We start from the raw sequence: 11,695 nt of genomic DNA, 5'->3' as shown, positions 1-11,695 counted from the left end.
GTGAATCTTCCTGCTGGAATCTTGAGCGAAAGGGCCAAACGGACGCGGCACCCGCAGGTGCCGCGCACGCTGGAATACGCCCGCGATCGACGCGGGCGCAGGGGCTTACGGCAGGGCGTAGGCCATCACGTAGTCGCCGCGATCGGTCGACTGGCGTGCGCCACCGGCGGTGATGACGATGTACTGCTTGCCGGTTTTCGGCGAGACGTAGGTCATCGGGCCACCCTGGCTGCCGACTGGCAGGCGGGCTTTCCAGACTTCTTCACCGTTGCCGCTGTTAAAGGCGCGCAGGTAGAAATCCTGGGTCCCGGCGATGAACACCAGGCCACCCTGGGTCGACAGGGTGCCGCCGAGGGTTGGCAGGCCGATCTTGATCGGCAGGTGCATGCGGATACCCAGCGGGCCGGTGTCCTCAACGGTGCCGACCGGTACTTGCCAGGCGACTTTCTGGGTCTTCATGTCGATGGCGGTCAGCGTGCCGAACGGCGGCGCCTGGCAAGGAATGCCGGCCACCGAAAGGAAGCGGTTCTTGTTCACCGCGTAAGGCGTGCCCTTGAGCGGCACCGCGCCCATGCCGGTGTTCAGCGATTCACCGCCGGAAGCAGCCTGGCCCTTGTTCTGCGACGGGATCATCTGGATCCACAGGCCCAGGCGCATGTCGTTGACGAAGATGAAGCCATGCACCGGATCGGTGGAGATGCTGCCCCAGTTCATGCCACCCAGCGAACCCGGGAAGCTCAACGATTTGTCGGTGCCCGGCGCGGTGTACAGGCCTTCATAACGCATGGACTTGAAGTCGATACGGCACAACAGCTGGTCGTACGGGGTGGCGCCCCACATGTCCGATTCAGTCAGGTGCTGGGCACCGATCTGCGGCATGCCGACCGACTTCGGCTGGGTCGGCGAGTACGGCTCGTTGGGAATGTTGGCCGCTTTGACCGGGACTTCGTCGACCTGGGTCAGCGGTTTGCCGGTGGCGCGGTCAAGCACATAGATCTGCCCGGCCTTGGTGCCGATGACCACGGCCGGTACGGTTTTGCCGTCCTTGGTGAAATCGATCAGGCTTGGCTGCATCGGCAGGTCAAAGTCCCAGAGATCGTTGTGCACGGTCTGGAACACCCACTTTTCGTTACCGCTGTCGGCGTCCAGGGCCAGGATCGAGGCACCGTAGGTGTGATCCAGCTTGCTGCGCTCGACACCATAGATGTCGGTAGACGAACTGCCCATCGGCAGGAAGACGGTGTTGGTCGCCGGGTCATAGGACATCGGCGCCCAGCTGTTCGGCGTGCTGCGGACATAGCTGGAGCCGTCTGCCGGCGCCTGGCGATCCTGCGGATTGCCCGGGTCGAACGCCCAGCGCATGGCGCCGGTCATCACGTCGAAACCACGGATCACGCCGCCCGGCATGTCGGTTTGCACGTTGTCGGCCACTCGACCGCCGACCACGACCGTGGTGCCGGCCATCAGGGGCGCGGAGGACAACTGGTAGTAGCTGTCCGGGACATCACCCAGACCGGCCTTCAGATCGACCTGACCGTTGTTGCCAAAACCCTGGCAGAACTCGCCGGTGTCGGCATCCACGGCGATCAGGCGCGCGTCGATGGTGTTGGTCAGCAAGCGGCGCTGGCAGTTGGCTGCTGGCGCTGCCACTGCAGCAGGCTGGGTGGCCGGCGACTCGCTCGGCTTGGCAACCGCGGTGGTGGCGTCGAAATAGGCCATGCCCCGGCAACGCTGCCAGACCTTGGACTGCGCGTTGATCGGGTTTTTCCAGAGTTCCTTGCCGGTATCGGCATCCAGCGCGATCAGGTTGTTGTGCGGGGTGCAGATGAACACTTTGTTGCCGATCTGCAGCGGGGTGAGCTGGTCTTCGGCACCATTGCCATCGCTCTCGGCGACGTCACCGGTGTGGTAGGTCCAGGCGATCTGCAACTTGTCGACGTTGTTGCGGTTGATCTGGTCCAGCGCGGCGAAGCGGCTACCACCTTCGGTATTGCCGTAGTGCGCCCAGTCCTTCTGCGCCTGCGCCGGCTCCACTGGCGTCAGGCCAGGGCCGGTGCCCGTTGCGGCCACGGTCGGGTGGGCGACAAACATGTTGCCGACCGCCACGGCCAACGCCACGGCCAGCACCGCGGCCAGGCCATAGGCGCCGCGACCCGCGACGCCGCCATTGGCGCGTACCAGCACCGGATAAATCAGCGTTACTGCCAGACCTATCGCGCTGAACATGAACAGCCGCGAAAACATCGGCCAGAATTCCAGCCCGACATCGCTCACGGCCCAGATCGCGGTAGCGATCAGGAACGCGGCGAACAACCAGGCGCCGGCCACCTTGCAGCGCGCGATCAGCAGACCGGCTACGGTCATCAGCAGACCGCCCGCCAGGAAGTACCACGAGCCGCCCAGGCTGACCAGTTTGACACCCCCGGCCGCCAGTGCCAGACCGAGCAGGGCGATGATCACACCCAGCCCCACCACGATGAATTTTGCTACGCCTGAGACGCGTTGACCTTGTTTCACGTTGAGAGTCCCGTTGAAAAGAGGAGGGCATTATATAGATAGCTAACTATCCAATAAATGACAGATTCGGGCCTGTGTCGACTATTCATCGGATTCACCAGGGCCGAGGATCGCAATCCGGCCCTTTTTCGCTTGAACCGCTGGTGACTGAACACGAACAACGTCAGCCCGGGCAACGCCAGTTAAAGCATAGACAGTCTTGCGCCAGATCTGCGAATGCGTACGGCTAACGGGCGTTGGCGTGCGCTGGGGGGGAGGGAAATGCGCCGCAGATGCGGCGCATTCTGAGGATGTTGGCGTGATGGCACTCATCCGCAATGGAAGGGGGGCACGCGAGGGCTGTCTGCCAGGACTTTTGTAAACATCGGCCGCTTCGCAGGCTGCGACGCGTGTCCGTCAGTCAACGGAAACGCGTCGCTGGAGAACGCTGCCGTCAGCGTGCCGCCGATCCGCCGCAGACGCCCTCAGCCTTGAGGCAATGCGCCGCACGTCCCTCCCACTTGGCAATCACCAACGGCGCCAGCGCGTTACCGAGGACATTCAACGCGGTGGTCGGCATCTCCATCAGGCGGTAGACGCCGGCGATGAACGCGATGCCCTCCAGTGGCAGCCCGGCGCTGGCCAGCGTGGCCGAGAGAATCACGAACATGAAGCCCGGCACACCGGCGGCGCCCTTGGAGGTCAGGACCATGGTCACCACCAGCAGGGCCTGGTCGGTGAAGCTCAGGTCGATGCCGTACAACTGCGCCACGAACAGCGTGCCGATGCCGAGGAACAGCGAGGCGCCGTCGAGGTTGAACGAGTAGCCCACCGGTACCACGAAGCTCACCAGTGAGGGCGGCACGCCGTAGGTTTCGAGCTTCTTCATCAACTGCGGCATCACCGCGGCGGAACTGGCGCTGGAGAAGGCCAGGATCAATTCGTCCTTGATATGGCGCATCAGGGCGAACAGGTTGATGCCGCACAGCCTGGCCACCAGATGGAGTACCACTAGGACGAAAAAGGCGATGGCCACGTAACTGACCAGAATCAACTTGGCCAATGGCAGCAGCGAGCTGAAACCGAAGTTGGCCACCGTCACCGAGATCATGCCGAACACGCCAATCGGCGAGTAAGCCATGATCATCGCCGTGACTTTGAACATCGCATCCGACACCCCGCGCAGCAGCGCTATCAGCGGATCCTTGCGTTCAGGGCTCAACCGCGACACACCGAGGCCGAACATCACCGCAAAGAACAGCACCGAGAGCAGGCTGCCCTGGGCCATGGCGTTGATGACGTTGTCGGGAATGATGCCGACGATGATCTGCCCGAGGCTATGGGCGCTGCCGGTGCTGGTTGGCAGGCTGATGACGGCGGCTTTCAGGCTGGCCAGATCCGTCCCGGCACCGGGCTTGAGCAGGTTGCCGATGACCAGGCCGACAATGATCGCCAGGGTGGTGATGGTGAAAAAGTACGTCAGCGACTTGATTCCGATACGGCCGAGGGACCTGCCGTCACCGTGACCGGCAATGCCCACCACCATGCAGGAAAACACGATCGGCACGACAATCATCTTCATCAACTTGATGAAGATATCGCCGGCGGGTTGCAGCAGGTTATCGACCAGCCACGGACGGGACTCGGGGAAGCGGTGCAACAGGGCGCCGATGGCGATGCCGGCGAGCAGGCCGAGCATGATTTGCCAGACCAGCGCGATACGGGGCGTGTGCATGGGAATGCCTCATTTGATGACAATGATTATGAGTGTTGTTCTAGGCAGTCAATGAGCAGCCGTCCGTTGGCTGTCGGGTGTTGCAACGGGCCGTCAGCGCAATTCTTGGCACGCTTCTCTGAGGCGACGGCAACCTTCTTCAATCACCTCCAGAGCGCTGGCGAACGACAGACGGATATACGGCGACATGCCGTAGGCCGCCCCGCTGACAGTGGCCAGACCGTGTTCCTTGAGGAAGTAGGCGACCAGGTCCGAGTCGCTGGCGATCAGTGTGCCGTCCGGGCTGGATTTACCCAGCAGCGCGCCGACGTTGGCGAACACATAGAACGCGCCTTGTGGTGGGGTGAAGCGCAGATCCGGGATTGATGCGAGCCGCTCGAGCATGTAATCGCGGCGTTGCTGATACACCTCGCGCATGGCGCCAATCGGCGCCTGATCCCCGGCAAACGCCGCCACCGCGGCCGCCTGGCTGATCGAACTGGGACATGTGGTGGTCTGTGACAGCAGTTTGCCGATGGCCGCGATCAACCAGGCCGGGCCTGCACCGAAGCCCAGGCGCCAACCGGTCATGGCATATCCCTTGGAAGCACCATTGACGATCAGCGTGCGTGCCTTGAGATCGGGGGCGAGCCGTGCCAGCGACACGTGTCGGGCGGCGTCGTAGACGAACTGTTCGTAGATTTCGTCGGCCATGATCAGCACGTGCGGGTGCCTGCGCAGGACGGCAGCCAGCGCCAGCAGCTCGGCTTCGGTGTACACCGCACCGCTCGGATTGTTCGGCGAATTGAGAATCAGCCATTTACTGCGCGGCGTGATGGCCTGTTCCAGTGCCTGCGGCGAGAGCTTGAAAGCGCTGCTTTCGTCGCCGGCTATGATCACCGGCGTGGCATCGTTGAGCCGGGCAATGTCCGGGTAGGACACCCAGTACGGCGTGTGCACGATGACCTCGTCACCGTGGTTCAGCGTCGCGGCCAGGGCGTGGTAGATGATGTGTTTGCCGCCACACCCGGCGACGACTTCATCGAGCCCGTACGTCAGGCCGTTGTCGCGCTCAAGCTTGGCGCAGATCGCCCGACGCAGGGCGAGGGTGCCGGTGGTGGCGGTGTAATGCGTGTCACCATTGCGCATCGCCGCGCTGGCCGCCTGGAGGATATGTTCCGGGGTGTCGAAGTCTGGTTCGCCGACCGTGAAGTTGATGATGTCCCGACCCTTCGCGCGCAACTCGCTGACCAGCGCGTTGGCGGCAATGCTCGGCGACGGCTGGATGCCGAGGACGCGCTCAGACAAGAAAGTGTTGCTCATGGTGTTCCCCTCAATCGGCCAGGCCGGCCTGTTGCAAGACCTTGTCCATCCAGCTCTGGCGCACCGCACCGGTGGCGATTTCGGCTTTCACCTGCTCTTCGTGAGCGGCGTGTTGCGCCGCGCGGCGCAGCACCTCGGCCGCGTCGGCCTGGGCGAATGCCACCAGTCCGTCTTCGTCACCGACCAGCAGATCGCCCGGCTGCACCAGCATGCCGCCGATGGAAACCGCCACGTTGATCTCCCCCGGACCGCTCTTGTAGGGGCCGCAGTGCACGACACTGCGGGCATAACACGGCGTGTCCGCAAAGCTGGCGACGTCGCGAATGGCACCGTCGATGACGAAGCCGACGCAGCCGCGTTGCTGGGCGTACAACTTGACCAGTTCGCCGATCACCGCGTTGTTGCTGTCGCCCTGGGCGTCGATTACCAGCACATGGCCGGGCTGCAACAGGCTCATGGCTTTGTAGACCAGCAGGTTGTCGCCAGGACGGGTCTTCACGGTCAAGGCGGTGCCAACCAGTTTGCCGCTGCGGTTGTAGCGGGTCAGACCGCGGGCACCGATGTGCCGACCGAGGTTGTCGCTGATGTGCGGCGTGACCACATGGGCGAAGGCTTCGAGCACTTCGGCGGCCGCCATGGGCGCGTTGGGCAGAATGCGTGAGCCGGGCAAGGACATGGGAATCTCTCCTGAGGTTTGAGCGGGCAGCCCGTGGGGGGCTGTGGCTCGATCTTAGGAGCGATCAATAAACAGTTTTAGCGATATTTTATTATGCGTTAGCATCTCTTTTTTTCATGTGGTGCCGAGATGATCACCTTCAAGCAGATCGACGCGCTGTACTGGATCGCCGAGCTGGGCAGCTTCGAAGCGGCGGCGAACAAACTCAACATGTCGCAGTCGGCCATTTCCAAGCGCATCCAGGAACTGGAAGAAACCTTCGATGTGGAGATTTTCGACCGCAGCAAACGCAATGCGCGCCTGACCGAGAAGGGCGCCGAACTGCTCGATTACGCCAAGGACCTGCTCGAGCGGCGCGATTACCTGCTGGAGCGCGTCAGTGCCCGCGAAGTCCTGGTGCGGCGGTTTCGCCTGGGCGTCACCGAACTGACGGCATTGACCTGGCTGCCGGCGCTGGTGGAGGCGCTGCGCCAGGCGTATCCGAAAGTGCAGATCGAACCGTCGGTGGAGTTGAGCAGCGAACTGTTTCGCAAACTGGAAAGCGATCAACTGGACCTGGTCATCGTGCCTGACGTGCACAGCGATGCACGATTCGTCACGACGCCATTGCAGAGCGTCGAAAATGCCTGGATGTGCGCGCCCGGGCTGATCGCCGAGGCCGATCCGGTCAGCCTCGAGGTGCTGGCAAATTGCACGGTGCTGACTCAGGGCGCCCAGTCCGGCACCGGGCTGATCTATGAGCGCTGGCTGGCCGCGCATAACGTGCAGTTGCCCAAGACGCTCACCAGTCACAACCTGCTGGTGCAAGTCGGGTTGACCCTGTCCGGGATCGGCGTCAGTTATCTGCCCAAGGCATGCCTATCGCATCTGATCGAACGCGGCGCGTTGCGCGCGCTGGTCACTTCGCCGGGGTTGCCACGGGTGCGCTACGCGGCGCTGTATCGCAGCGATCGGCAGTTCGGCCTGAACCGCAACGTGGCGCAACTGGCGCTGCAATGCTGCGATTTTTCCAGGCTGTTGCTGTAGGCCTTGAAGGGATAGGTTGCCGGCCCGAGTCGCGACCGCACTGGCGCAATCACGACTCAGGGCGACAGCGACTCAGTCCGCCAGGGTGGCGTTGTCGATCACAAAGCGATATTTCACGTCACCCTTGAGCATCCGCTCGTAGGCGTCGTTGATCTGCTCGGCGCGGATCAGTTCGATGTCGGAGACGATGCCGTGCTCGGCGCAGAAATCCAGCATTTCCTGGGTTTGTGGGATGCCACCGATCATCGAGCCGGCAATCGTGCGACGCTTCATGATCAGGTTGAACACATTGGGCGAGGGGTGCGGCGAGGCCGGTGCGCCGACCAGGGTCAGGGCGCCATCGCGTTTGAGCAGCACCAGGAACGCGTCGAGATCGTGCGGTGCGGCAACGGTGTTGAGGATGAGGTCGAAGCTCTTGGCGTGCGCCGCCATCTCTTCGGCGTTGCGCGACACCACGACCTCGTCGGCGCCCAGTTCTTTCGCCGCCTCACGCTTGGCCGGCGAGGTGGTGAATGCCACGACGTGGGCGCCCATCGCATGGGCCAGTTTGATGCCCATGTGGCCCAGGCCACCGATGCCGACCACGCCGACCTTCGTGCCCGGCCCGACGTTCCAGTGGCGCAGCGGCGAGTAGGTGGTGATGCCGGCGCACAGCAACGGCGCGACGGCGGCCAGTTGGTGCTCCGGGTGGCGAATGCGCAGCACGTAGCGCTCGTGCACGACGATGTTCTGCGAGTAGCCACCCAGGGTCCAGCCTGGCGCATCCGGGGTCGGGAAGTTGTAGGTGCCGATCATGCCGTCGCAGTAGTTTTCCAGACCGGTTTCGCAGTCATCGCAATGTTTGCAGCTGTCGACGATGCAACCGACACCGACCAGGTCGCCGACCTGGAAATCCGCCACATGGGCGCCGACCGCGGATACGCGTCCGACGATTTCGTGACCCGGTACGCAGGGGAATTGCGTGCCGGCCCATTCGGCGCGGACCTGGTGCAAATCCGAGTGGCAGATACCGCAGAAGGCGATATCGATCTGCACGTCATGGGCGGCCGGGGCGCGGCGATTGATCTGCAGGGGTTCGAGGGGTTTGTCGCCCGCGTGGGCACCATAGGCGTGTACAAGCATGGGAGCGTCCTCTGTAGTTGAGCAAAAAACCATCTTGCAGCGTGGCCTGCACGCGCCTGTAGTTCATTTCTCTGCGATGCTTGCCTGATTCTGCTCGGATTTTTTACTCGCGATGTACCTCGACAACAGGTGGCGCACGACCGAGCACAGCATCGCGCCGATCAAGGATTGCGCAGAATGCACATGGCCAATGACTTGTCCGCGATAGAAACGTAGTCTTGCCGGTTCACGTGCACGCTAAAACAATAATCAGGAGTTACTGATGCGACCCATACGCCTCGGTCTGGTGGGCTACGGCAAGATTGCCCAGGATCAACACGTTCCCGCTATCCACGCCAATCCAGCGTTCGAACTGGTGGCTGTCGCCACGCAAGGGCAGCCCTGCGCCGGGGTGGAGAACTTCAAGTCGCTGAGCGCGTTGCTTGCCAGCGGCCTGCAGGTCGATGCGCTTGCCTTTTGCACGCCGCCGCAAGGACGCTTCGCCCTGGTGCAGGAGGCGCTGGCTGCCGGCAAACACGTGCTGGTGGAAAAACCGCCCTGCGCCACCCTCGGTGAAGCGATGGCGTTGGCGAGTCAGGCCGAGCAACAGGGCGTCAGTGCGCTGTTCGCCTGGCATTCGCGCTACGCACCCGGTATCGAGGCCGCCCGTGACTGGCTCGCCACGCGCACCCTGCAACGCGTGCAGATCGACTGGAAGGAAGATGTGCGCAAGTGGCACCCGGGCCAGGCGTGGATCTGGCAACCCGGCGGCCTCGGGGTCTTCGATCCGGGCATCAACGCGTTGTCGATTGCCACTCACCTGTTGCCGTTGCCGCTGTTTGTCGAGTCGGCTGAACTGCGCGTGCCAGGCAATTGCCAATCGCCGATTGCCGCTTCGATCAACATGGCGGATGCGCGTCAGCTCGAGGTCCGCGCCGAATTCGATTTCGATCACGGCCACGACGAACTGTGGAGCATCGAGATCCGTTGCGCCGAAGGCACGCTGCGCCTGGACAACGGTGGGGCGCTGTTGAGCATCGACGGCGTGCGCCAGCCCGTATCGGAGGAGGGCGAGTACGCGGCGGTGTACCGGCATTTTCAACAACTGATCTGCGCCAACGCCCGCGATCTGGACCTGCAACCCTTGCGCCTGGTGGCCGACAGCTTTTTTGTCGGCAGCCGAACAGTGGTAGCCGACTTCCACGACTAGCGCTCAAGCGCCGGACGCGCCAACGCCTGGTCGAGTCAGGCTGAGCGTTGCAGCGAACCCGGGTCGAATGCCATGGCGGCGATTGTGGCGGCGTCAGCTACCGCCGCCCATTCGGTGGTGGCGGTGTCCGGGATTTCACGCACGGTCCATTGCTGCGGTCCCGACCAGGACAACTCGATGAACGGGCCAGCCAGTTGGTTGCCAGCAATCAGCAGCGCCACTGCGTCAGCGGGCCCCGGACACATGCCGCCCACGGCCAACGGCACGCGTTCACGCAGCAGCCTGGCGAGCAACCGCAGCAGCTCGGCCTGCGTTGCGAACGGCACGCGACGGTGCACGGCGAGTGGCTCGCTGAACAGCAGCGAGCCCGCGCCATCAGCCCCGGCATCGATTGCCGCCAGATGCACCGGGGCTGTGCCCTGACCCTTGGCGTAACGTGATTTGAGCATTGCGCTTCCTTCAATAGGTTCGGACGACCACTTGGGCGTCATGCCGGTGCTCACGGGTCTGACGGCGCGGATGTATCCTCCGCGCACCAGCGGTTGCGGCCTTGCTGTTTGGCCTGATAGAGGCAGGCATCCGCCGACTTCAACAGCGTCGCAGCGCTCACCTGCTCATCGACCGGATGTCGAGTCGCAATCCCCGCGCTGGCGGTGACATACCCCAGCGGATGCCCGGCATGTTGCAGTTTCAGCGCGCGGATGGCCTGCAGGATCGCTTCGCCAACCTGAATCGCTCCCGCGCGGTCGGTATTGGGCAGCAGCACGGTAAATTCTTCGCCCCCGTAGCGCACGGCCAAATCGCCAGGGCGTTTCACCGCTTGTTGCAGCGTCTGCCCGACCACGCTCAGGCAATCGTCACCGGCGGCATGCCCGTACTGATCGTTGTAGCGTTTGAAGTAATCGACATCGAGCATGATCAGCGACAGCGCGCAGCCCTGGCGCCGGGCCAGACGCAGCTGATCTTCCAGGGCGTTGTCCAGGCGCCGGCGATTGCCCAGGCCGGTGAGGCTGTCGGTCAGCGCCATGTCGCGCAGGGTCTGATGCGCCTCGCGGATCTCGCGTTCCATGGCGATACGCTGGCGCAACTGCTGCAGGACAACGAGGCCGAAACCGCTCAGCACGAGGATCAGGAACACCAGCACCAGGCCGTTTTTCAACAGGTCCTGTTGCCACGGCGCGATGATCGACTCGCGGGATAGGCCGGCCTCGACCACCAGTGGATAGGTGGTCAACGCGCGATAGCCGTACAGCCGCTCGGTGTCGTCGACCACCGCTTTGACTTGCGCGATGCCTTCGTTGGACGTGGGCAGGTAAGTCTTGAAAATCTCGCTGCCGGCCAGGCTTTTGCCAATCACTGAAGCAATGAACGGTCGCCGCACAAGGATCGTGCCGTCACGCCGGGCGAGCACCAGCGCGCCTTTGTCATCGATGCGGAAATCGCCGTAGTAATCGACGAAATAGCTGACCTTGACCGTACCCAGCAGCACGCCGGCGAACGAGCCGTCGGGGTTGTTCAGGCGCCGCGAGACAGGAATGATCAAGTCGTGGGTGGAGCGGCTTTGCACCACATCACCGATGCGCACATGGCGATCCTCGTGGGTGCGGTGATACTGGAAATAATCGCGGTCGGCGTTGTTGGCCGTCTCCGGCGTCACCTCCTTGTCGGTGACGATCCACTGGCCGTCGGCGCCGTAGATAAACAAGCCGTGCAGTTGCGGCATGATCTTCGATTGCTGCACCAGCAGGCTGTGGATGCGCGGCACGTCGATGTTCTGCAAGCCATCACCTTCGACTCGCTCAGCCAGCGCGGCGGTCAGCACGTCCATCTGGCGAATGGTGTCTTCGGCATGCTGCGCGGTGGCGCGAGTCAGGTTGGTCACCGAGTCACGCGCAGAGGCGAATGCCGCGCGGTAGTCACGCCACGTGCGCCAGCTCTCGACCGCCAGAAAGGCCACGACCACCACCAGCATGAAACTGACTGTCAGGCGCAACGTCGACCCGGCGCGCACAGATTTGATGGAAGCGGGCGGGGTGAGCGTGTCCGGGTTCGGCGCTGGCGACTGGCGTCCGAGCATCTACATCTCCTTGGGTGTGTTGCAGGCGCACTGCTGCGCAACATTATGACAAGGATCGCCGGGGAGGTCGGG

9 protein-coding genes are annotated in these 11,695 nt (G+C 63.2%); 2 read left to right on the top strand and 7 right to left on the bottom strand.

Translation table 11 applies throughout. The annotated features are described in order from the left end of the window. Nucleotides 1-105 precede the first annotated feature (105 nt). The 4 genes from QRN70_RS03910 to QRN70_RS03895 all read right to left on the bottom strand — a co-directional run bounded on the left by QRN70_RS03910 (nucleotide 106) and on the right by QRN70_RS03895 (nucleotide 6,209). Nucleotides 106-2,517 (bottom strand): glucose/quinate/shikimate family membrane-bound PQQ-dependent dehydrogenase, encoded by a 2,412-nt coding sequence (locus QRN70_RS03910; protein WP_285415898.1) that lies wholly within the window; start codon nucleotides 2,515-2,517, stop codon nucleotides 106-108. 433 nt (nucleotides 2,518-2,950) lie between these two features. After that, nucleotides 2,951-4,231 (bottom strand): cation:dicarboxylate symporter family transporter, encoded by a 1,281-nt coding sequence (locus QRN70_RS03905; protein WP_285415897.1) that lies wholly within the window; start codon nucleotides 4,229-4,231, stop codon nucleotides 2,951-2,953. 93 nt (nucleotides 4,232-4,324) lie between these two features. Next, nucleotides 4,325-5,533 (bottom strand): pyridoxal phosphate-dependent aminotransferase, encoded by a 1,209-nt coding sequence (locus tag QRN70_RS03900; RefSeq protein WP_285415896.1) that lies wholly within the window; start codon nucleotides 5,531-5,533, stop codon nucleotides 4,325-4,327. A gap of 10 nt (nucleotides 5,534-5,543) precedes the next feature. Beyond that, entirely contained in the window at nucleotides 5,544-6,209 is a 666-nt protein-coding gene (locus QRN70_RS03895) for an RraA family protein (protein ID WP_285415895.1), read from the bottom strand. A gap of 129 nt (nucleotides 6,210-6,338) precedes the next feature. On the opposite strand from QRN70_RS03895, the gene QRN70_RS03890 reads away from it, so the two are divergent. Further along, nucleotides 6,339-7,235, top strand: a complete 897-nt coding sequence (locus tag QRN70_RS03890; protein WP_285415894.1) for a LysR family transcriptional regulator — start codon at nucleotides 6,339-6,341, stop codon at nucleotides 7,233-7,235. Nucleotides 7,236-7,307: 72 nt separating this feature from the next. On the opposite strand, the gene QRN70_RS03885 is transcribed toward QRN70_RS03890, so the two are convergent. Further along, nucleotides 7,308-8,357, bottom strand: a complete 1,050-nt coding sequence (locus QRN70_RS03885) for an NAD(P)-dependent alcohol dehydrogenase (protein WP_285415893.1) — start codon at nucleotides 8,355-8,357, stop codon at nucleotides 7,308-7,310. 262 nt (nucleotides 8,358-8,619) lie between these two features. Here QRN70_RS03885 and QRN70_RS03880 point away from each other — a divergent pair, with 262 nt between their 5' ends. Beyond that, nucleotides 8,620-9,546 carry a Gfo/Idh/MocA family protein gene (locus QRN70_RS03880; protein WP_285415892.1) on the top strand — a complete coding sequence of 309 codons (927 nt, stop codon included), beginning with the start codon at nucleotides 8,620-8,622 and terminating at the stop codon, nucleotides 9,544-9,546. Between the two features lie 35 nt (nucleotides 9,547-9,581). Here QRN70_RS03880 and QRN70_RS03875 read toward each other — a convergent pair whose 3' ends face one another. Next, a complete protein-coding gene (locus QRN70_RS03875) occupies nucleotides 9,582-9,995 on the bottom strand; it encodes a hypothetical protein (RefSeq protein ID WP_285415891.1) in 414 nt (137 codons plus the stop codon). A gap of 50 nt (nucleotides 9,996-10,045) precedes the next feature. Continuing rightward, a complete protein-coding gene (locus QRN70_RS03870) occupies nucleotides 10,046-11,623 on the bottom strand; it encodes a sensor domain-containing diguanylate cyclase (RefSeq protein WP_285415890.1) in 1,578 nt (525 codons plus the stop codon). Between the last annotated feature and the right edge of the window lie 72 nt (nucleotides 11,624-11,695).

The organism is Pseudomonas sp. efr-133-TYG-5, assembly GCF_030209175.1.
Taxonomy (GTDB): domain Bacteria; phylum Pseudomonadota; class Gammaproteobacteria; order Pseudomonadales; family Pseudomonadaceae; genus Aquipseudomonas.
The sequence above is the reverse complement of the archived record's forward strand: the minus strand, read 5'-3'. Positions and strand labels throughout refer to the sequence as shown.

What these genes read in the sequence shown, in the direction of transcription:
- QRN70_RS03905 (WP_285415897.1), bottom strand. Translation starts at nt 4,231, where the DNA reads ATGCACACGCCCCGTATCGCGCTGGTCTGGCAAATCATGCTCGGCCTG.
- QRN70_RS03900 (WP_285415896.1), bottom strand. Translation starts at nt 5,533, where the DNA reads ATGAGCAACACTTTCTTGTCTGAGCGCGTCCTCGGCATCCAGCCGTCG.
- QRN70_RS03895 (WP_285415895.1), bottom strand. Translation starts at nt 6,209, where the DNA reads ATGTCCTTGCCCGGCTCACGCATTCTGCCCAACGCGCCCATGGCGGCC.
- QRN70_RS03890 (WP_285415894.1), top strand. Translation starts at nt 6,339, where the DNA reads ATGATCACCTTCAAGCAGATCGACGCGCTGTACTGGATCGCCGAGCTG.
- QRN70_RS03885 (WP_285415893.1), bottom strand. Translation starts at nt 8,357, where the DNA reads ATGCTTGTACACGCCTATGGTGCCCACGCGGGCGACAAACCCCTCGAA.
- QRN70_RS03880 (WP_285415892.1), top strand. Translation starts at nt 8,620, where the DNA reads ATGCGACCCATACGCCTCGGTCTGGTGGGCTACGGCAAGATTGCCCAG.
- QRN70_RS03875 (WP_285415891.1), bottom strand. Translation starts at nt 9,995, where the DNA reads ATGCTCAAATCACGTTACGCCAAGGGTCAGGGCACAGCCCCGGTGCAT.
- QRN70_RS03870 (WP_285415890.1), bottom strand. Translation starts at nt 11,623, where the DNA reads ATGCTCGGACGCCAGTCGCCAGCGCCGAACCCGGACACGCTCACCCCG.